The 20966-nt window shown below is 64.7% G+C and carries 19 protein-coding genes; 9 read left to right on the forward strand and 10 right to left on the reverse strand.

Going from position 1 to position 20966, the window contains the following annotated elements:
* The first annotated feature begins 18 nt into the window (after positions 1 to 18).
* Entirely contained in the window at positions 19 to 1194 is a 1176-nt protein-coding gene (locus AC07U1_RS15110) for a serine hydrolase domain-containing protein (protein WP_495175925.1), read from the forward strand.
* On the opposite strand, the gene AC07U1_RS15115 is transcribed toward AC07U1_RS15110, so the two are convergent.
* The 3 genes from AC07U1_RS15115 to purF are packed head-to-tail and all read right to left on the reverse strand — an operon-like array spanning position 1184 to position 3855.
* Positions 1184 to 1609 carry a hypothetical protein gene (locus AC07U1_RS15115; protein ID WP_495197727.1) on the reverse strand — a complete coding sequence of 142 codons (426 nt, stop codon included), beginning with the start codon at positions 1607 to 1609 and terminating at the stop codon, positions 1184 to 1186. The genes AC07U1_RS15110 and AC07U1_RS15115 overlap by 11 nt on opposite strands.
* Positions 1610 to 1658: 49 nt before the next feature.
* A complete protein-coding gene (locus AC07U1_RS15120; protein ID WP_492738119.1) occupies positions 1659 to 2393 on the reverse strand; it encodes an SDR family NAD(P)-dependent oxidoreductase in 735 nt (244 codons plus the stop codon).
* A 4-nt stretch (positions 2394 to 2397) separates the two neighbouring features.
* Positions 2398 to 3855: an amidophosphoribosyltransferase gene (gene purF / locus AC07U1_RS15125; RefSeq protein ID WP_056347365.1), complete on the reverse strand. Its 1458-nt coding sequence runs from the start codon at positions 3853 to 3855 to the stop codon at positions 2398 to 2400.
* Between the two features lie 121 nt (positions 3856 to 3976).
* Here purF and hisI point away from each other — a divergent pair, with 121 nt between their 5' ends.
* The 5 genes from hisI (at position 3977) to AC07U1_RS15150 (ending at position 8793) form a co-directional block, all read left to right on the forward strand.
* On the forward strand, positions 3977 to 4351 hold the full coding sequence (hisI, locus tag AC07U1_RS15130; protein WP_495175924.1) for a phosphoribosyl-AMP cyclohydrolase: 375 nt from the start codon (positions 3977 to 3979) through the stop codon (positions 4349 to 4351).
* Positions 4344 to 4871, forward strand: a complete 528-nt coding sequence (locus AC07U1_RS15135) for a hypothetical protein (protein ID WP_495175923.1) — start codon at positions 4344 to 4346, stop codon at positions 4869 to 4871. The genes hisI and AC07U1_RS15135 overlap by 8 nt, the downstream gene beginning before the upstream one ends.
* Positions 4872 to 4935: 64 nt before the next feature.
* The gene (locus AC07U1_RS15140) at positions 4936 to 5367 is read left to right on the forward strand and encodes a MerR family transcriptional regulator (RefSeq protein ID WP_056347361.1); all 432 of its coding nucleotides are present in this window, start codon (positions 4936 to 4938) and stop codon (positions 5365 to 5367) included.
* A gap of 66 nt (positions 5368 to 5433) precedes the next feature.
* Positions 5434 to 7236 (forward strand): acyl-CoA dehydrogenase C-terminal domain-containing protein, encoded by a 1803-nt coding sequence (locus AC07U1_RS15145; RefSeq protein ID WP_495175922.1) that lies wholly within the window; start codon positions 5434 to 5436, stop codon positions 7234 to 7236.
* A gap of 54 nt (positions 7237 to 7290) precedes the next feature.
* Complete coding sequence (locus tag AC07U1_RS15150) at positions 7291 to 8793, forward strand: phospholipase D-like domain-containing protein (protein WP_187141928.1); 1503 nt, start codon at positions 7291 to 7293, stop codon at positions 8791 to 8793.
* Between the two features lie 103 nt (positions 8794 to 8896).
* Here the strand turns inward: AC07U1_RS15150 and AC07U1_RS15155 are convergent, their stop codons facing one another.
* The 4 genes from AC07U1_RS15155 to AC07U1_RS15170 form a co-directional block, all read right to left on the reverse strand.
* The gene (locus AC07U1_RS15155) at positions 8897 to 9748 is read right to left on the reverse strand and encodes an HpcH/HpaI aldolase/citrate lyase family protein (protein WP_495175921.1); all 852 of its coding nucleotides are present in this window, start codon (positions 9746 to 9748) and stop codon (positions 8897 to 8899) included.
* A gap of 87 nt (positions 9749 to 9835) precedes the next feature.
* Entirely contained in the window at positions 9836 to 10285 is a 450-nt protein-coding gene (locus tag AC07U1_RS15160) for a MaoC family dehydratase (RefSeq protein ID WP_495175920.1), read from the reverse strand.
* Positions 10285 to 12126, reverse strand: coding sequence for an acetyl/propionyl/methylcrotonyl-CoA carboxylase subunit alpha (locus tag AC07U1_RS15165; RefSeq protein ID WP_495175919.1), 1842 nt, complete (start codon positions 12124 to 12126; stop codon positions 10285 to 10287). The genes AC07U1_RS15160 and AC07U1_RS15165 overlap by 1 nt, the downstream gene beginning before the upstream one ends.
* Positions 12127 to 12552: 426 nt before the next feature.
* Positions 12553 to 14151, reverse strand: a complete 1599-nt coding sequence (locus AC07U1_RS15170) for a carboxyl transferase domain-containing protein (protein WP_495175918.1) — start codon at positions 14149 to 14151, stop codon at positions 12553 to 12555.
* Between the two features lie 150 nt (positions 14152 to 14301).
* On the opposite strand from AC07U1_RS15170, the gene AC07U1_RS15175 reads away from it, so the two are divergent.
* Positions 14302 to 16386 carry a M13 family metallopeptidase gene (locus tag AC07U1_RS15175; RefSeq protein WP_495175917.1) on the forward strand — a complete coding sequence of 695 codons (2085 nt, stop codon included), beginning with the start codon at positions 14302 to 14304 and terminating at the stop codon, positions 16384 to 16386.
* A 69-nt stretch (positions 16387 to 16455) separates the two neighbouring features.
* Here AC07U1_RS15175 and AC07U1_RS15180 read toward each other — a convergent pair whose 3' ends face one another.
* Genes AC07U1_RS15180 through AC07U1_RS15190 form a run of 3 tightly spaced genes read right to left on the reverse strand, consistent with a single transcriptional unit; the run spans position 16456 to position 18304 of the window.
* Positions 16456 to 16737, reverse strand: coding sequence for a hypothetical protein (locus AC07U1_RS15180; RefSeq protein WP_187141921.1), 282 nt, complete (start codon positions 16735 to 16737; stop codon positions 16456 to 16458).
* Positions 16734 to 17084, reverse strand: a complete 351-nt coding sequence (locus tag AC07U1_RS15185; protein WP_495175916.1) for a hypothetical protein — start codon at positions 17082 to 17084, stop codon at positions 16734 to 16736. The genes AC07U1_RS15180 and AC07U1_RS15185 overlap by 4 nt, the downstream gene beginning before the upstream one ends.
* A 53-nt stretch (positions 17085 to 17137) precedes the next feature.
* Complete coding sequence (locus tag AC07U1_RS15190; protein WP_056347342.1) at positions 17138 to 18304, reverse strand: isovaleryl-CoA dehydrogenase; 1167 nt, start codon at positions 18302 to 18304, stop codon at positions 17138 to 17140.
* 235 nt (positions 18305 to 18539) lie between these two features.
* On the opposite strand from AC07U1_RS15190, the gene cysD reads away from it, so the two are divergent.
* Both cysD and cysN read left to right on the forward strand, forming a co-directional pair.
* Entirely contained in the window at positions 18540 to 19466 is a 927-nt protein-coding gene (cysD, locus tag AC07U1_RS15195) for a sulfate adenylyltransferase subunit CysD (RefSeq protein WP_495175915.1), read from the forward strand.
* Positions 19467 to 19584: 118 nt separating this feature from the next.
* Positions 19585 to 20966 (forward strand): sulfate adenylyltransferase subunit CysN (gene cysN, locus AC07U1_RS15200; protein ID WP_495175914.1); only part of this gene is annotated, 1382 nt, incomplete at its 3' end.

Consider the following 20966-nt stretch of genomic DNA (forward strand, 5'->3'; position numbering starts at 1 on the left):
AGCAGGGGGAGACGATACATGCGAAGGCTTATGGCGGCGGCGCTGCTGTGCGCGACGGCGGGATGCACATCCCCCGCACCCACGAAAACCGACAACCTGCCGAAGGATTTGAATGTGCTGTTCTGGACCCAGGATCAACGCGACGCCGCTTTTCGCACGATGGAGACGGTGCCCAAGGTGGTGGTCAACACCGTTGAAGCCGGAGGGCCGGTCTATCCCTTGCCGCAGGGCAAGCCGCTCGATATCGGGGCCGATGTCGATGCCTATATGGGCAAGCAGCGCAATGCCGGGCTGATCATTGTCCAGGACGGTAAGATCAGGCTCGAAAAATATGCGCTCGGCTATAGCGCCGCGGGCCGTTGGACGAGCTTTTCGGTCGCCAAGAGCTTCACCTCGACGCTGGTCGGTGCTGCGGTGAAGGACGGCTATATCAAGAGCCTCGACGACAAGGTCACCGTCTATATCCCCGGGCTCAAGGGCTCGGCCTATGACGATGTCTCGGTGAAGCAGCTGCTTACGATGACTTCGGGCGTCAAATGGAATGAGGATTATACCGATCCCAAATCCGATGTGGCGCAGTTCAACCTGCAAAAACCGGTGGCGGGAGAAGACATCACCGTCAGCTATATGAAGACCTTGCCGCGTGAAGCGCCTGCGGGGTCGAAGTGGGTGTACAAGACCGGCGAGACCAATCTGATCGGGGTGCTGGTGTCGAGCGCGACGGGCAAGACGCTGTCCGCCTATCTGTCGGAGAAGGTCTGGAAGCCGTTCGGCATGGAGCAGAATGCGGTGTGGATGCTCGGGCCGACGGGGCATGAGATCAGCGGCTGCTGCATGTCGGCGAGCCTCAAGGACTATGCACGTTTCGGCCAGTTCATCCTGAACGGCGGCGTTGCGGGCGGGCAGAAGGTCCTGCCCGACGACTGGATCGCGTCGGCCACGACCAAACAGACGGGCATCGACATCCCGGGCCGCGGCTATGGCTATCAATGGTGGACCAATGACGACGGCAGCTTCGCCGCGCAGGGCATCTTCGGGCAGGGGATCTTCATCGATCCCAAGCGCAAGCTGGTGATCGCGTCGAACGGCAACTGGCCGACCGCGACCGATCCCGAGGGCGTCGGCGCGGCGCGCGAGGCATTTTACAAGACGGTGCAGGCGGCCGTCGACAAGGACGCCGCGGTCAAGCCGTAGCCGGGGTCGCGAAGCCCGTCGCGCGCTGCGCAAGCCAGGCCGCGGCGGCGGGGACGAGTACGGCCAGGGCAAAAATCCACCATTCGTCGACGGGCGAAGAGGCACGGTAGATGGCCGCGCCCATCACCGCGCCGGCGACGATCCAGCCGGCGCCAGTGCCTGCCGACACCCGCATGGCGAGCCATCCGCCGGCGAAGGTGCCGACGAACCAACCGATGATCAGCGCGATCGTCGTGCCAAGCGGCGCCTCGATTTCCTCGGCGGAAACATCATAGACCGCTGTGTCATAGCCGGCGGGAAACAGGCTCGCGCTGGCATATTGGAAGAGCAGGATGAGGCCGAACGCCACGACGATGCCGACGATCGTTGCAATCGCCGATCGAATAAGTCCGCTGGTCATTCCCGAAACCTTCATGAAAACCCGTATCGAACGGACATCCTAGGTCGCGAAAGCAAATATCGCGTTAAGCCTCCGCCATCACCTTGGGCAGCGCATGAAAGGCGGTGCTGTCGAAGCCGTCGATCATCAATCGCGCGACAAAGGCGCCGACCGCGGCGGGGTCTTTGATGCTCTGCGGGTCTTCGCCGGGATAGGCGCGCGCGCGCATCTGGGTGCGGGTGCCCCCGGGGTCGAGGATCGCGGTGCGCACGGTTGAGATATTGCGCATCTCGGCGCCATAGCTGGTGATCAACGTTTCGAGCGCCGCCTTGGTCGCGGCATAGGCGCCCCAATAGGCGCGCGGTTCGCGCGCCACGCTGCTCGACAGCGCGAGGACGCGGCCGCTGGCGGCGCGGCGCAGCAAAGGGTCGAAATTGGCGATCAGCGCCTGCTGTGCGATCAGGTTGAGCGTCAGCAGCTTGTTGAATTCCTTGCCGTCGATCGCGCCGACCGGGGTCAGCGTGCCGAGCATCGCGGCGTTGAGCACCAGCATGTCGAGCTTCTGCCAGCGTTCGGCCATCGCACTCGCCAGCCGGGCGATGCTGTCACCGTCGGTGAGGTCGAGCGGCGCGATCGTGGCGCTGCCTCCGGCGGCATGGATGCGGTCTTCGAGTTCTTCGAGTCCGCCCGCGGTGCGCGCGGTGATGACGACATGCGCGCCGCGCGCCGCCAGCGCTTCGGCGATCGCTTCGCCGATGCCGCGGCTTGCCCCGGTGACGAGCGCGACCTGGCCCGCCAATTCTTCAGACTGAATATGCATGGTGTCAGACAACTCGTTCGGCGAGCAGGGAAAATTGATCTTCCAATCCATGCTCGTCGAAATCGGTGAGCGTGGTCGGATAGTCGCCTGTAAAGCAGGCATCGCAATATTGCGGCGCGCGGTCGCTGCGTTCGGCCTCGCCGAGCGCGCGATACAGGCCGTCGATCGAGATGAACGACAGGCTGTCGGCGTTGATGAAATTCGCCATCTGCCCCACGGTCATCTGCGCCGCGAGCAGCTTGGCGCGCTCGGGGGTGTCGACGCCATAGAAACAGCTGTGCTGGGTCGGCGGGCTGGCGATGCGCATATGCACCTCGGTCGCGCCGGCATCGCGCATCATCTGCACGATCTTGAGGCTCGTCGTGCCGCGCACGATCGAATCGTCGATCAGCACCACACGCTTGCCGGCAATCAGCGCCTTGTTCGCATTATGCTTCAGCTTGACGCCGAGGTGACGGACCTTGTCGCCCGGCTGGATGAAGGTGCGGCCGACATAGTGCGAGCGGATGATCCCGAGTTCGAACGGAATGCCCGATTCCTGCGCGTAGCCGATCGCCGCCGGGGTGCCCGAATCGGGAACCGGGATGACGAGGTCGGCCTCGACCGGATTTTCGCGCGCCAGTTCGGCGCCGATCGCCTTGCGCACCGAATAGACGCTCGTCCCGTCGACGATCGAATCGGGACGCGAGAAATAGACATATTCGAAGATGCACGGGCGCGCCGGGCGTTCGGCGAAGGGGCGGTGCGAGGTGAGTTCGCCGTCGCGGATGATCACCAGTTCGCCGGGGTCGACCGAGCGCACGAAATCGGCGCCGACGACATCGAGCGCCACGGTTTCCGACGCGAGGATGAAGGCATCGCCGAGCTTGCCGATGACCAGCGGGCGGATGCCGAGCGGGTCGCGGCAGCCGATCATGCCCTCGGCGGTCAGGCAGATCAGCGAATAGGCGCCTTCGACCTGTTTCAGCGCGTCGATGAAGCGGTCGAGCAGGGTGCGGTAGTTCGACGTCGCGACGAGGTGGATGATCACCTCGGTATCGCTGGTCGACTGGAAGATCGAACCGCGGCGGACGAGAATCTTCTTCAGCGCCGTCGCGTTGGAAATATTGCCGTTGTGCGCGACGGCAAAACCGCCGGTCGACAGGTCGGCGTAGAGCGGCTGGACGTTGCGCAGCGCGGTTTCGCCGGTCGTCGAATAGCGGACATGGCCGACCGCCGAGGCGCCGGCGAGCTGGCGCATGATGTCGTCGCGGTCGAAATTGCCCGCGACATGGCCCATCGCGCGGTGGGTATGGAACTCCCTGCCGTCGAAGCCGGTGATGCCCGCGGCCTCCTGGCCGCGATGCTGGAGCGCGTGGAGGCCCAGCGCGACGACTGCGGCCGCGCTTTCGGCGCCGTGAATACCAAAGACGCCACACTCCTCACGGAGCTTGTCGTCATCGAACGGGTGTGTGGTGAGCATTTTTGTCCAGCTGTGCGGGGCAGTGACTGCGGCGCATATAGGGAGGGGAATCGCAATTGTCGCCCCCCCAATTTGGACTCTTGCGTGACAGTTGCATTTGTCCTGCTCTAAAGCGCCTTTCATGACCGATATCCGTGATGCCACCGACCGCTTCGACCCGCGTTTTGATTCCGCCGGACTGGTGACGGCGATCGTCACCGATGCCGATAGCGGGATTTTGCTGATGGTGGCGCATATGAACGATGACGCGATCCGGCTGACGCAAGAGACAGGGCAGGCGCATTTCTGGTCGCGATCGCGTAAGGCCTTGTGGCGCAAGGGAGAAACATCCGGGAATGGGCTGACGCTCGTCGAAATGCGCGTCGATTGCGATCAGGACGCGCTGTTGCTCCGCGTCACCCCCGCGGGGCCGGCTTGTCACACCGGGCGGCGATCCTGCTTTTATCGCCGCGTCGAGAGCGATGGCCGGCTGACCTTCCTCGACGACGATGCGTAAGTTCGGCTGCGCGCTGTTGCTGCTGCTCGCGGCCTGCGGGCGGCCCGCGCCCGAGGCGACCGAGAGCGCCGACAGCGGCAATCCGCTCGAGATCGCGGCGCGCGAGCGCGGCATCGTCCGGCCCGAGGCGACCGACCTGACCGGGGTGTTCGAGCGACGCCACGATCTGGGCCGCGACGCGATGTGCGTCGTCCCCGACGGCGCCGACCGCTGGCGCTTCGCCGTCACCGCCGCCTTCGGCCCGGGCCTGTCGTGCGAGGCGAGCGGGCGTATCGTTCGCGACGGCGAAGGCTGGCGGCTCGATTTCGCCGGCGCCGAGGGCTGCAGCGCATTGGTTCGCGAGGAAGAGGATGAGCTGCAACTGCCCGGCGGGCTGCCGTCGCAGTGCGACAAGCTCTGCCCTGAACGCGCGTCGTTGTCGGGTCTGCGCCTGCCGCGTGCGAGCTGGGCGGAGGGCGATGCAAGACGCTTGCAGATGAAGGACAAGCGCGGCAATATGACCATGCCGTGCGGCGCCTGATCCACCGGTTTCCCTCCGCTCCGCCAGCCTTGACGTTCACGTCAACGGAAACTATTCTCCTCCGATGACCGACGACTACGGCCACGCCCACATCGATACGCCCGATCACCTCGGCCGCGAACAGTTCAGCATCACCGACCTGTCGTCGGAGTTCAGCGTCACCGCGCGTGCGCTGCGCTTCTATGAGGATGAGGGGCTGATCAGCCCGTCGCGCAAGGGATTGTCGCGCATCTATTCGAAGCGCGACCGGGCGCGGCTTGCCTGGATCCTGCGCGCCAAGCGCACCGGTTTCAGCCTCGCCGACATTCGCGAGATGATCGACCTTTACGACGTCGGCGACGACCGCAAGACCCAGCGCCAGGTGACGATCGAAAAATGCCAGGAGCGCATCGCGTTGCTCCGCAGCCAGCGGGACGACATCGACAGCGCCGTCGATGAACTGTCACGCTTCATCGACATGGTGAAAAAGGTCGACGCGCGCCAAAAGGCGAACTGACGCTCGACAATCCAGCCTCCCCGGGCAAGACATGATACCAACCCCTGTTTTGCAGAGAGAATTCGCATGCCCGTCTATCGCGCCCCCGTCCAAGACACGCTGTTCCTGATCAACGAAGTGCTCGGGATCGAGCGCTACGCCAATTTGCCGGGCTTTGCCAATGCGAGCCCCGACATGGTCGAGGCGGTGCTGACCGAGGCGGGCAAGTTCTGCGAAGAGGTGCTGTTCCCGATCAACCTGTCGGGCGACCTTGAAGGCTGTACGCGCCACGAAGACGGCAGCGTCACCACCCCGGCGGGTTTCAAGGAGGCGTATAAGGCCTATTGCGACGCCGGCTGGACGCTGCTGACCCAGCCCGAAGAGTTCGGCGGACAGGGACTGCCGCACGTCGTTGGTTTCCCGGTCGAGGAATATCGCATGGCGGCCAATCAGGCGTTCGCTATGTACCCCGGTCTGACCCAGGCCGCGGTCGCCGCGATCCTCGTCAAGGGATCGGACGAGCAGAAGGCCATCTATGTCCCCAGGATGATTTCCGGCGAGTGGGGCGGGACGATGAACCTGACCGAGCCGCACTGCGGCACCGACCTCGGCCTGATCCGCACCCGCGCGGTGCCCAATGGCGACGGCAGCCATGCGATCACCGGCACCAAGATCTTCATCTCGTCGGGCGAGCACGACCTGACCGACAATATCATCCACCTCGTGCTGGCGAAGACCCCCGATGCGCCCGACAGCGTCAAGGGCATTTCGCTGTTCATCGTGCCCAAATATCTGGTCAAAGACGACGGCTCGCTGGGCGATCATAACACGCTGCTGTGCGGGTCGATCGAGCACAAGATGGGCATCCACGCCAATTCGACCTGCGTGATGAATTACGACGGCGCGACCGGCTGGATGGTCGGCGAGGAGAATAAGGGGCTCGCTGCGATGTTCGTGATGATGAACGCCGCGCGGCTCGGCGTCGGCATCCAGGGGCTGGGGCAGGCCGAGATCGCGTTCCAGAACGCGGTGCAATATGCGCAGGACCGTCGCCAGGGCCGCGCGCTCACCGGCCCGCAGGACCCGCAGGAAAAGGCCGATCCGCTGTTCGTCCACCCCGATGTGCGCCGCATGCTGATGGACGGCAAGGCGACGGTCGAGGGGCTGCGGGCGCTGTGCCTGTGGGGCGCGCTCCAGGTCGATCTGGCGCATGTCGCCGAGACCGAGGCGGAACGCCAACAGGCCGACGACCTCGTCAGCCTGCTCACCCCCGTGATCAAGGGCTATGGCACCGACAAGGGCTATGAGGTCGCGACAAACGCGCAGCAGGTATTCGGCGGGCACGGCTACATCGAGGAAACGGGCATGTCGCAATATGTCCGCGATGCCCGCATCACGATGATCTACGAAGGCGCCAACGGCGTGCAGGCGATGGACCTGGTCGGGCGCAAGCTGGCGCAGAACGGCGGGCGTGCGGTGCAGGCGCTGTTCGCGGTGGTCGACGGCGAATGCGCGCGGGCGAAGGACGTGCCCGAGCTCGCCGATTTCGCCGAACGCCTTGAAAAGGCCAATGGCGAACTCAAGGCCGCGACGATGTGGTTCATGGCGAACGGCATGGCCAACCCGAACAATGTCGGCGCCGGCGCGCATCATTATATGCACATCATGGGTATCGTCGCGCTCGGGTCGATGTGGCTGATGATGGCCGAAGCAGCGCAAAAGGCGCTGGTCGAGGGGCGCGGCAACAAGGCGTTCATGGAGGCCAAGCTGGTCACCGCGCGTCACTTCGCCGAACGCTTCATGCCCGACGCGGGCGCGCTGCGCCGCAAGATCGAGGCGGGCAGCGAGGCGATGATGGCGCTGACGCCGGAGCAGTTCCACGCTGCCTGATGGCGTCTTTGCAGGTCGGGGCAACCAAAGCGGTTGCGGTGCGTCTCAGCGACCATGAGCGAGGGCGCGCTTTCCCCGATCGTTGTCGAAGGCCGCAATTGCTGGCGGATCGAACGCGCCGACAAGGCGCGGATGATCGTCGATGCCGCCGATTATTATGCGCTGCTCAAAGAGTTGATGGCGGGTGCGAAGGAACGCATCCTGCTGATCGGCTGGGACTTCGATCCGCGCATCGCCCTATGCCCCGACGAGAAGGGCGAGGGCGAGGCGCTCGGCCACTATCTGCTGCGGCTGGCGCATGATGCCCCCGATCGCGACATCGACATCCTCCGATGGAATTTCGGCGGACTGAAGCAATATCTGTCGCCCGCCATCGTGACGATGATCGCGCGCTGGAAACTGACGCGCTCGATCAGCTTTCGCATGGACAGCGCGCACCCGTTCGGGTGTAGCCATCACCAGAAGGTCGCGGTGTTCGACGACCATCTGGCGGTATGCGGCGGCATCGACGTCGCCGCGCGCCGCTGGGATACGCGCGACCACTCCGACGAAGATCCGCGCCGCACCGATCCCGACGATAAATCCTATATGCCCTGGCATGATTCGACGATGATCCTCGCCGGGCCGGTCGGCAATGCGCTGGCCGAACTGGGCAACGAGCGGTGGCAGCGCGCGACCAAGAAGCCGTTGCGCGAGGTGAAGGGCGACGGGGAGAATTGGCCCGAAGCGCTCGAGGCCGACTTCTTCGGGGTCGATGTCGCCATTTCGCGCACCCGCGCCGAATATGACGGCTATGAGGAAATCCGCGAGATCGAGCAGCTCTATCTCGACATGATCGCGGCGGCGCAGCGCTTCATCTATTTCGAAAATCAATATTTCACGAGCGCCAAGATCGCTGCCGCGATCGCCGAGCGGCTCAACGAGGACGATCCGCCCGAATTCGTGCTGGTGATGCCGAAGCAGGCTGACGGCTGGCTCGAGCAGATGGCGATGGACGCCGCGCGCGTGCAGCTGGTGCGCGAAATCGCGAAGGCGAAGCATGGCGACCGGCTGCGCGTCTATGTCCCGCATACCGAGGGGGGCGAGGCCATCTATGTCCATGCCAAGACCGCGATCGTCGACGACCGGATGATCCGTGTCGGGTCGGCGAACATGAACAACCGCTCGATGGGGCTCGACAGCGAATGCGATGTGACGATCGATGCCGCGTTGGCGGCGAACACCGGGGTTGAGCCGACGATCCGCCGGCTGCGCGAGTCGCTGATCGCCGAGCATCTGGGGGTCGAGCCGAGCGAGGTCGGCCGCGCGTTCGAAGGCAGCGGGTCGCTGGTTGCGGCGATCGAGGCGTTACGCGGGAGCGAAGGGCGGACGCTCGAACTGCTCGACCTGACCAAACCGGGGCCGTTCGACCAATATATCGCCGAGCATGAACTGCTCGACCCCGAAAGCCCCGACGCGATGTTCGATGCGATCCCCGAGCGCGGGATGCGCAAGAACTGGCACAAGGGCAAGGCCTGGATCAGGCGGCACCGGCCGTTCGGGCGAAAGCCGGCCTAAATTCCCGTTTGTGTCGAGCGAAGTCGAGACACGCTTGGGAAACCCCCGCCTTCAGGGTGTCTCGACTTCGCTCGACACCAATGGAGATTGGGTGCGAAGTTCTTTAGTCCGCCAGCGACAGGATATGCCGCGCCTGTTTCAGGTGCGGCGCGTCGACCATCTTGCCGTCGACCTGCAGCACCCCGACGTCGGGGTTGGCGGCAAAGGCATCGACGATCGCCTGAGCCCGCGCGACCTCGTCGGCGGCGGGGGTGAAGGCGGCGTTGATCGGGCCGACCTGCGACGGATGGATCGCCATCATGCCGGTGAAACCGTCGCGCCGCGCGCGGGCGGCATAGGCGGCGAGGCCGGCCTCGTCCTTGATCGCGGGAAAGACCGTGTCGATCGCGGCGGTGCCCGCGGCGTGCGCGGCAAAGAGCGTCATGGCGCGGGCGACGTCATAGGGCGCGGTATAGCTGCCGTCGGCTTCGCGGCTCGTTGTGGCGCCGATCGCGGCGGGCAGGTCCTCGGCGCCCCAGGTCAGTCCGACGAGCCGATCCTTCACTTCGCGGTAGCTGCCGAGGGTGAAGAGGGCGGCCGGGGTTTCGGTGGCGATCGGCAGGATCGCTGGTAGCGACGCGTCGCTTGCCGACTCGCTGCGCATGATGGTGTCGAGTTGCTGGATGCTGGGGGCGCCTTCGGCCTTGGGTAGCATGATCGCGTCGGGGCGCGCGGCGATGATCGCGGCGACGTCGGCGGCGGTCAGATGGCCGTCGAGCGGATTGACGCGCACCAAGGTGATCACCTCGCGGGTGCCCGCCAAATAGTCGGCGATCGCGTGGCGGGCGGCATCCTTGTTCGCGAGCGACACCGAATCCTCAAGGTCGAGGATGATCGCGTCGGCGCCCGAGGCGGCGGCCTTGGCGAAGCGTTCGGGCCGGTCGCCGGGGACGAAGAGGAGTGAGCGGAGTCTCATGCCATCACCTATGCCGTTCGTGTCGAGCGAAGTCGAGACGCGCGAAGGGCAAACGGTTCTCGACTTCGCTCGAACCGAACGGAAAAATCAGTTCTTCTTCTTGATCAGCGCGGAGCGTTCGCACTGGCAGACGATTTCGTCGCGCTGGTTGATCGCGCGGTGCAGGAAGGTCACGATACCCGCATTCGGCCGCGATTTGGACTCCTTGAGACCAACGACCTCGGATTCGGCGCGAAGCGTGTCGCCGATGAACACCGGCTTGGGCATGACGAGCTTGTCGTAACCGAGATTGGCGACCAGCGTGCCGAGCGTCGTATCGCTGACCGACAGCCCGACCATCAGGCTGAAGGTGAAGGTGCCGTTGACGAGGATCTGGCCGAATTCCGACGCCTTCGCCGCCTCGACGTCGAGGTGCAGCGGCTGCGGATTGTGCGTCATCACCGTGAACAGCAGATTGTCGGTCTCGGTCACCGTGCGGCGGATGTCATGCGCCAGCGTATCGCCGATCGCCCATTCGTCGAAATATTTGCCGGCCATCAGCCTTCTTCCTTCTCGATCCGCACCAGCAGCGCTTCGACCTGCACTTGCGCGCCGGCCACCGCATTGAGTTCGGCGACCACCCCGTCGAAGGGCGCGGTCAGGCTGTGCTCCATCTTCATCGCTTCGAGCGTCAGCAGTTTCTGGCCCTTGGTCACCGTGTCGCCCGCGGCGACCTCCACCGCGATGATCTTGCCAGGCATCGGCGACAGGATCGCGCCGTCGCCTGCGGCCCCGCCTGTGCCGCCCGCCGCGCGCCAGGGGGTGAGCTGCCACACCGATCCCGCTTCGGCGACGAGCATCGCGGGGGCGGGTTCTTCGGCGCCGGGGCCGTGGAGCATCACCTCGACGCGCTTGCCGTCGAGCAGGAAGGGCGCGCTGCGCACATCGGGCGCGTTGAGGCGGAAACCCGCCTGCAGGACACGCGGCGTCATCGCCATCGCGGCGTTGGTCAGCGCCTGCGCCGACGGCTCGGGCTCGGCGGTCATGCTGTCGCCGTCGCGGCCGATCAGCCCGGTATCGACGCTGCCCGCGACGAAGTCGGGGTGGTCGAGCGCGTTGATCAGGAAGGCCGAATTGGTCTTCACTGGCCAGATCGCGCTGTCCTCCAGCATCTCGGACAGCAATTCGCGCGCTTCCTCGCGGTCTTCGCCCCAGGCGATGACCTTGGCGATCATCGGATCGTAGAAGGGCGAGACCTCGGCACCTTCATAGACGCCGGTGTCGACGCGGCCGCTATGCTCGGGGAGCTGGAACAGTTCGAGCGTGCCGATCGAGGGCAGGAAGCCTTTCGCCGGATCCTCGGCATAGAGCCGCGCTTCCATCGCCCAGCCGTTGATCGCCAGCTCGTCCTGCGTCAGCGGGATCGGTTCGCCCGACGCGACGCGGAGCTGCCATTCGACGAGGTCGACGCCGGTGATCTCCTCGGTCACCGGATGCTCGACCTGCAGCCGCGTGTTCATTTCCATGAACCAGATGCGGTCGGCGCGCAGGCCTTCCGAGGCGTCGGCGATGAACTCGATCGTGCCGGCGCCGACATAGTCGACCGCCTTCGCCGCGCGCACCGCGGCGGCGCAGAGTTCAGCGCGCGTAGCGTCGTCCATGCCGGGGGCGGGGGCTTCTTCGACCACCTTCTGGTGGCGGCGTTGCAGCGAACAGTCGCGCTCGAACAGGTGGACGACATTGCCGTGCGTGTCGCCGAACACCTGCACCTCGATATGGCGCGGGGTCAGGATATATTTTTCGATCAGCACATGGTCATTGCCGAACGACGCCGCCGCCTCGCGCTGGCACGAGGCGAGCGCATCGGCGAAGTCCGCCGCGGCATCGACCTTGCGCATCCCCTTGCCGCCGCCGCCCGCAACCGCCTTGATCAGCACCGGATAGCCGATGTCGGCCGCTTGCTCGGCGAGGAAGGCGGGGTCCTGATTCTCGCCCATATAGCCCGGCGTCACCGGCACCCCGGCCTCGGCCATCAGCTTCTTGGCCGCGTCCTTGAGGCCCATCGCGGTGATCGACGAAGGCTTGGGTCCGACCCAGACGAGCCCCGCATCGGCCACCGCTTGCGCGAATTCGGCGTTCTCCGAGAGAAAGCCATAACCCGGATGGATCGCCTCGGCCGCGGTCGCCTTGGCGGCGGCGATGATCTTTTCGCCGATCAGATAGCTCTCGCGCGCCGGTGAAGGCCCGATATGCACCGCCTCATCGGCCTCGCGCACATGCAGCGCCTTGGCGTCGGCGTCCGAATAGACCGCGACGGTCCTTATGCCCATCTCGCGCGCGGTGCGGATGATACGGCAGGCGATCTCGCCGCGATTGGCGATGAGGAGGGATTGGATCATATGGCCTCTACGAATAAGTCATTGTACTGCTGATAAATAAGGCTGGGTGTTGATCCGTGCAGGTGACCGATATTCCGCCTACCCGATGAGTGTATTTTCCCGGCGGAACGGCGAACGTCCCGTCACCCGTAAGTGTTTGAAAATTACCATCCCCGATTGGTTGAAGCCATGTTATGATTGTCCCTGGCGGTAGGCCCTCTGGCGACCGTTGAGTGAATATCGTAACACGCGAACTCGTAATCGTTACGGGTTCCCTTGCCTCGTTTTGACCGACGCAACCTTGAACGGCCACGCTTACCCGTGCGGGGATGTCTACAAGCTGATCAACAAGATCCGCTTCTTTGGTTTCAATTGAAACTGACCCATTTGGAAGGGGATAGCTCGTTATGCCCATGCCAGATCTCCTTTCGCCAACAAAATTCGACGTTACATCCTGAACACCCCAAACCCGCGCTCCTCGACCGGCGCGTTCAGCGTCGCGGCAAAGGCCAGCCCCAGCACGTCGCGCGTCTGCGCCGGGTCGATGATCCCATCATCCCACAACCGCGCGGTCGCGTGGTACGGATTGCCCTCATCCTCATATTTCTGCCGGATCGGCGCCTTGAAGGCTTCGGCCTCCTCGGGCGTCCATTTCTCCGCATCGCGGTGCACCGTCGCCAGCACCGACGCGGCCTGCTCGCCGCCCATCACCGAAATCCGCGCATTGGGCCAGGTGAACAGGAAGCGCGGCGAGTAAGCGCGCCCGCACATGCCGTAATTGCCCGCGCCAAAGCTGCCGCCGATCAGTACGGTGATCTTCGGCACCGTTGCGGTCGCGACCGCCGTCACCAGCTTGGCGCCATGTTTCGCAATGCCTTCGGCTTCATACTTCCCACCGACCATGAAACCGCTGATGTTCTGCAGGAAGAGCAGGGGTATGCGCCGCTGCTGCGCGAGTTCGATGAAATGCGCGCCCTTGACCGCGGACTCGCTGAACAACACGCCGTTGTTGGCAAGGATCGCGACCGGGATGCCCCAGATATGCGCGAAGCCGCAGACGAGCGTACTGCCGTAATTAGCCTTGAATTCGTGGAACTCGCTGGCGTCGACGATGCGCGCGATCACCTCGTGCACGTCATAGGGCGCGCGCACGTCCTGCGGTACGATGCCGTAGAGCTCCTCGCCGTCATATTTGGGCGGGCGCGGGTCCTTGATCGCGACGTCGAAGCCCGCGTCGGTTCCCAAATGGCTGACGATGTCGCGGACGATCGTCAGCGCATGTTCGTCATTCTCGGCGAGATGGTCGACGACCCCCGATTTCTTCGCGTGCAAATCGCCGCCGCCGAGGTCCTCGGCGCTGATTTCCTCGCCCGTCGCCGCCTTCACCAGCGGCGGGCCGGCGAGGAAGATCGTGCCCTGGTTGCGGACGATCACCGTCTCGTCGCTCATCGCCGGGACATAGGCGCCGCCCGCGGTGCAACTGCCCATCACGCAGGCGATCTGCGGGATGCGCTTCGCCGACATATTCGCCTGGTTAAAGAAGATGCGCCCGAAATGGTCGCGGTCGGGAAACACCTGATCCTGATGCGGCAGGTTCGCGCCGCCGCTGTCGACGAGATAGATGCAGGGCAGGCGGTTCGCCTCGGCAATTTCCTGCGCGCGAAGATGCTTCTTCACGGTCAGCGGATAGTAAGTGCCGCCCTTCACGGTGGCATCGTTGCACACGATCATGCACTGGCGCCCCGACACGCGGCCGATGCCGCAGATCAGCCCCGCGCCGGGCACTTCGCCGTCGTAAAGGTCGTTCGCGGCCAGCTGGCCGATTTCGAGGAAGGGCGAGCCCGGATCGAGCAGCCGCTCGACGCGCTCGCGCGGCAGTAGTTTGCCGCGGCTGGTGTGGCGCTCGCGCGACTTTTCATTGCCGCCCAGCCCGGCTTCGGCAACGCGTGCTCGCAGTTCCTCCCGCAGCGCGATATTGTGTGCGGCATTGGCGCGATAGGCTTCGCTATCGGCGTTGATCATGGTTCCGAGGACCGGTGCGCTCACGTCCATTACTCTCCCGTTCAGAAGGGCGGAGTTAGCCGGTCGCTCGTCGATTGGAAAGCGCCGCACGCCGAAATCGGTTGGCGTTGAAACCATCGGCACACAGGCGTATCGCTTCGGCATATTTTTGAAACAGACAAGGTCCTTCCCCCCATGAAGCATCCCATCCTCGCCATCCTGCTGTCCACCGCGGCGATCCTCGGTGGCCCCGTTGCCTGCACCAGCGGCAAGGAGGCAAGCAGCGCCGCCTATACCGTCGGCACCGAACTCGGCATCAACAAGGCGGCGATGGACACCGCCGCCAAGCCGGGCGACGATTTCTTCGCTTATGCCAACGGCAATTGGGCGAAGACCACCGAGATTCCCGCCGACCGGTCGAACATCGGCGCTTTCTATGTGGCGCAGCTCGAAACCGAAAAGCGCAACCGCGAATTGGTCGATGCGATCGTCAAGGGCGCGCCTGGGGCGGACAGCAACAATTCGCGCATCGCGGCCTTTTATCGCGCCTATGTCGATACCAAGGCGATCGATGCCGCGGGCATGAAGCCGGTGGCGGCCGACATCGCGCGCTTCGATGCGATCGCCGACAAGGCGGCGCTGTCGAAGATACTGGGCGAACAGACGCGCGCCGACGTCGACCCGCTGAACGCCACCGACTTCAACACCGAAAACCTGTTCGGCATTTTCGTGACGCAGGGACTCGCCACGCCCGGCGACGTCATTCCCTATGTGCTGCAAGGCGGGCTGGGTTTGCCCGAGCGCGAATATTATCTGTCCGCCGATCCCAAGATGGCGAAGATCCGTGACCAATATCAGGCCTATATCGCCAGTCTGCTGACCGCCGCGGGGCAGGCCGATGCCGCTGCGAAGGCGAAGCGCATCTACGATCTCGAGGTCAAGATCGCGAAGGCGCATGTGTCGCGCGAAGACAGCGAGGATTTCGCCAAATCGTCGGGCGTGTGGAGCAAGGCCGATTTCGCGAAAAAGGCCCCCGGCATCGACTGGTCGGCCTATCTGGCGGGTGCCGGACTGGACGGCGCGAGCAAGTTCGGCGCCTATCACGCGGCGGCGATCACCGGCCTGTCCGCGCTCGTCGCATCCGAACCGCTCGACGCGTGGAAAGACTGGCTGGTCTTCCACCAGATCAACACGCACAGCGACGTGCTGCCGACCGCGGTCGACAACGTCCATTTCGCCTTTTACGGCACGACGCTGGCGGGCACGCCGCAGCAGCGTGCGCGTGACAAGCGCGCGCTCGACGCGCTCGACACCTATCTCGGCGATGCGGTCGGCAAGGCCTATGCCGACAAATATTTCCCCGCCTCGGCCAAGGCCGAAGTCGGCGACATGGTGAGCAATATCAAAGGTGCCTTTGCCAAGCGGGTCGAGGGCATCGACTGGATGGCGCCCGACACCAAGAAGGAAGCGATCAAGAAGGTCGAGACGATCGTCGTCGGCGTCGGTTATCCCGACACGTGGCGCGACTATGGCAGCTACACGGTCGGCAACGATGCCTATGCCAATGTCGTCGCGGGCGAAAAGGCCGAGACCGCGCACCAGTTCGCCAAGATCGGCAAGCCGATGGACAAGGCCGAATGGTGGATGGTGCCGCAGACGGTCAACGCCGTGAACCTGCCGGTCCAGAATGCGCTGAACTTCCCCGCCGCGATCCTGCAGCCGCCCTTCTTCAACCCCAAGGCCGACCCCGCCTATAATTATGGCGCGATCGGCGCGGTGATCGGTCATGAGATCAGCCACAGCTTCGACAACAATGGCGCCGCGTTTGACTCCACCGGCGCGCTGCGCAACTGGTGGACCCCGGCCGATCTCGCCAAGTTCAACGCAGCGGGCGCGGCGCTCGCGGCGCAGTTCGACACCTACAAACCGTTCCCCGACCTCGCGATCAACGGCAAGCTGACGCTGGGTGAAAATATCGCCGACGTCGCGGGCTTGCAGGCCGCCTATGACGCCTATCGCGCCTCGTTGAACGGCAAGGAGGCGCCGGTGATCGACGGCTTCACCGGCGACCAGCGGTTCTTCATCGCCTATGCGCAGACCTGGGCGACCAAGATGCGCGACGAGGCGCTGCGCGCGCGCGTCGCGACCGATGGCCATGCGCCGGGCATGTACCGCGCGCTGACGGTCCGCAACCTCGACGCCTGGTACAAGGCGTTCGACGTGAAGGAAGGCGACAAGCTGTATCTGGCGCCCGACAAGCGCGTGCGGGTTTGGGGGTAAAATACCTCGACAGTCTGGAGCGGCCCAAAAGATCCTCCCCATCGCTTCGCGTGGGGAGGATCTTTGGCGCTACTCTTCTTGGGCGGGCTGCCCGCCCGGCTTTTCCTTCAGGATCAGATAACGATAGACCCCAATCGCGTTGATGATCAGCAGCGCGATATTCTGCCACCCGATGCCCTCGCTGTCGGGTTGCAGAAAGCCCCACGCGACCAGCGCGATGCTGCTCGTCACGAACACCACGAACGCCCAGCCGGTCCAGCGTCGGCCGAGGTTGAGCGAGACGACGAGCGCCGCCAGCGTCGCCGCGCCGGCGCCATAATATTGCATCGCGGTCAGCAGCGTGTCGTTCAAGCCCATGCTCCGATCAACGCCAGCACCCCCGATCCGGCCAGAAAGGGCCAGATGATGTGCCGTCCACCGGTACAAGCCGCATTGACGAGGCCGGTTCCCAGCCAGCCGACGCCGAGGACGATAATCAGCCCGCGCGGGGTGCCCGGCCAGGCGACCGTCGCCGCCGACAGCAGCATCAGCACCGCCATCGCGTGCCACGCGAAGCGAAAGACCTTGCGCGGCAGGTCGGCGAGCAGGATTCCGCGCTTGATGCGCAGCAGCGGCTGGATCAGCCGCTTTTCGCCCAGGATCGAATGGGTGAGGGCCGATACGACCATCGCCGCGGCGGCAAGCCATAGCCAGTTCACGCGCCGCGTATCCCGCCGCCAATACCCCTCATTTAGCCCCCCTTCGGCTGGTCTCAGCCCGCTCCAATAAGCTCCCGGCCGATCAACATACGGCGAATTTCGTTCGTTCCGGCGCCGATGTCGAGCAGCTTGGCGTCGCGCCAATAGCGTTCGACCGGCCAGTCCTTGGTGTAGCCCGCGCCGCCCAGTGCCTGGATCGCTTCGCCGGCGACCTTCACCGCATTCTCGCTCGCCAGCAAAATGCAGCCCGCGGCGTCGAAGCGCGTCGTCTGGCCGGCGTCGCAGGCCTTGGCGACGTTGTAGACATAGGAGCGCGCCGACTGGAGCATCACATACATGTCGGCGACCTTCGCCTGCATCAGCTGGAACGATCCGATCGGCTTGCCGAACTGCTTGCGCTCGCGCACATAGGGAATCACGGTGTCGAGGCACGCCTGCATGATGCCGAGCTGAAGTCCCGCGAGCACAACGCGTTCATAATCGAGCCCCGACATCAGCACACCGACGCCGCCATTTTCGGGGCCGATCACCTGCTCTTCGCTCACTTCGCAATCGTCGAACACCAGTTCGGCGGTCGGCGAGCCGCGCATGCCGACCTTGTCGATCTTCTGGCCGATCGAAAATCCGGGCATGTCCTTTTCGATCAGGAAGGCGGTGATCCCGCGCGATCCCGCCTCGGGGCTGGTCTTGGCATAGACGACCAATGTGTCGGCACAGGTCGCGTTGGTGATCCAGAATTTGGTGCCGTTGAGGACATAGCCGCTGCCCTTCCGCTCGGCCTTGAGCTTCATCGACACGACGTCGCTGCCGGCGCCGGCTTCGGACATCGCAAGGCTGCCGACATGCTCGCCCGAGATCAGCTTGGGGAGGTATTTCGCCTTTTGTTCGGCATTGCCCCAGCGGCGGATCTGGTTGACGCACAGGTTCGAATGCGCGCCATAGCTGAGACCGATCGCGCCCGATGCGCGGCTGACTTCCTCGACCGCGATGACATGTTCGAGATAGCCGAGCCCCAGCCCGCCATAGTCTTCCTCGACGGTGATGCCGTGCAGGCCGAGGTCGCCCATCGCGGTCCACAGTTCGTCGCGCGGGAACCAGTCCTCGGCATCGGCCCTGGCCGCGAGCGGCGCGATCTTGTCGTCGGCGAAGCGCGCGGCGCTCTCGCGGATCATCTCGGCATTGTCACCGAGCGCGAAATCGAAATCGGGGGTGGCGCGCATATGTTCCTCTATCTGCTTGTTGTTGCGACTAGCAGGAAGGTGCCGCAAACAGAAGGGGATGCACAAGCCAGACTATTTTGCCGCAAAGCCCATACTGCTTGCCTCTCGGCGGGCCGAGTGGCTAGGGGCGATCGGCGCGGACGGTCGTCCGCGTGGCTCCCATTTGGGAATAGTCTACGCCGGATAGGCGCGTATGTCGCCGATCCAGCGCCATCGAATAAAGAGGAACCGGAGCTTGTCGTCTCCCACGCCGCAAAGTCCATCGAACCTGACCCATCTCGACCGCCTGGAGTCGGAGGCGATTCACATCATGCGGGAGGTGCTGGCGGATGCGGCGGCACCGGTGATGCTGTATTCGGTGGGCAAGGACAGCGCGGTGATGCTGCATCTGGCGCGCAAGGCGTTTTACCCGTCGCCGCCGCCGTTCCCGCTGCTCCACGTCGATACGACGTGGAAGTTTCAGGCGATGTACGAGTTGCGCGACCGGATGGCGGCCGAGAGCGGCATGGAACTGCTCGTCTATCAAAACCCCGAGGCGAAGGCGCGCGGGATCAACCCGTTCGACCATGGGCCGCTGCACACCGACATGTGGAAGACCGAGGGGCTGAAGCAGGCGCTCGATTTGCATGGCTTCGACGTCGCCTTTGGCGGCGCGCGCCGCGACGAGGAGAAGAGCCGCGCCAAGGAGCGCATCTTCTCGTTCCGCACCGCGAGCCACGGCTGGGATCCCAAGAAGCAGCGCCCCGAGCTGTGGAACCTCTACAATGCCCGCAAAGCCAAGGGCGAGAGCATCCGGGTGTTCCCGATCTCGAACTGGACCGAGCTCGACATCTGGCAATATATCGCCCGCGAGGCGATCCCGATCGTGCCGCTCTACTTCGCGGCGCCGCGCCCGACGGTGGAGCGCGACGGGCTCCTCCTCATGGTCGACGACGACCGCTTCCCGCTCCGCGAGGGCGAAGTCCCGGTTGAGCGCTCGATCCGCTTCCGCACGCTCGGCTGCTACCCGCTGACCGGCGCGGTCGAGAGCGAGGCGGCGACCTTGAGCGAAGTGATCCAGGAGATGCTGCTGACGACGACGTCGGAACGGCAGGGCCGCGCGATCGACAAGGATGGCGGCGACGCCAGCATGGAGAAGAAGAAGCAGGAGGGGTATTTTTGACCCGCCGCGTCAATCTTCAGATTGACGAAGGGTCAACCCCCGCGAAGGCGGGGGTCGCCAGCGGCGGAGCCCCCACGCCAACGGCCCCCGCCTTCGCGGGGGCGACGAGTAAGGCCATATGACCAAAACATCTACCGACCCCATCTACGTCACCGACGCGCTGATCGCCGAGGATATCGACGCTTATCTCGCGCAGCATCAGCAAAAGTCGCTGCTGCGCTTCATCACCTGCGGCTCGGTCGACGACGGCAAGTCGACGCTGATCGGGCGGCTGCTCTACGACAGCAAGATGATCTTCGAGGATCAGCTCGCCGCGCTCGAGGCCGACAGCAAGCGCGTCGGCACCCAGGGCGGCGAGATCGACTTCGCCCTCCTCGTCGACGGCCTCGCCGCCGAGCGCGAGCAGGGGATCACGATCGACGTCGCTTACCGCTTCTTCACCACCGAGAAGCGCAAGTTCATCGTCGCCGACACCCCGGGGCACGAGCAATATACCCGCAACATGGTCACCGGCGCCTCGACCGCCGACCTCGCGGTGATCCTGATCGACGCGCGCAAGGGCGTGCTGACCCAGACCCGGCGCCACAGCTTCCTCGCGCACCTGATCGGCATCCGCCATATCGTGCTCGCGGTGAACAAGATGGACCTCGTCGATTACGACAAGGCGGTGTTCGAGCGTATCCTGCTCTCGTACCGCGCCTTCGCGACCGAGATCGGCATCACCCACTTTACCGCGATCCCGATCTCGGGGTTCAAGGGCGACAATATCACCGGCCTGTCGGACAACACCCCCTGGTACAAGGGGCCGGCGCTGGTCGAGCATCTCGAGAGCGTCGAGGTCGCCGCGCAGCGCGATGTCGAGACGCCGTTCCGCATGCCGGTGCAATGGGTCAACCGCCCGAACCTCGACTTCCGCGGCTTCTCCGGCCTCATCGCGGGCGGCTCGGTCAAGCCCGGCGATGCGGTGCGCATCCTGCCAAGCGGCAAGACCAGCACCGTCGCCCGCATCGTCACGCTCGACGGTGACTTGCCCGAAGCGGTCGCCGGCCAGTCGGTGACGCTGACCCTCGCCGACGAGGTCGACTGCTCGCGCGGCGACGTCATCGCGCTCGCCGACGCGCCGCCCGAGGTCGCCGACCGCTTCGAGGCGACGCTCGTCTGGATGGCCGACGAAGCGATGATCGCGGGCCGCGCCTATTGGCTCAAGCTCGCGACGCAGAATGTGTCGGCGACGGTGCAGGCGCCGAAGTATGAGATCAACGTCAACACCCTCGACCATCTCGCGGCGAAGACGCTCGAGCTCAACGGCATCGGGGTCGTCGAGGTCGCGACCGACAAGCCGCTGGTGTTCGAGGCCTATGGCGACAACCGCACGCTCGGCGGGTTCATCCTGATCGACAAGCTGACCAATGCGACGGTCGCGGCGGGCATGCTGCACTTCAGCCTGCGCCGCGCCCAGAATGTCCATTGGCAGGCGCTCGACATCGGCCGCGAGGCGCA

Source organism: Sphingopyxis sp. GW821-FHT02C12 (assembly GCF_059421785.1).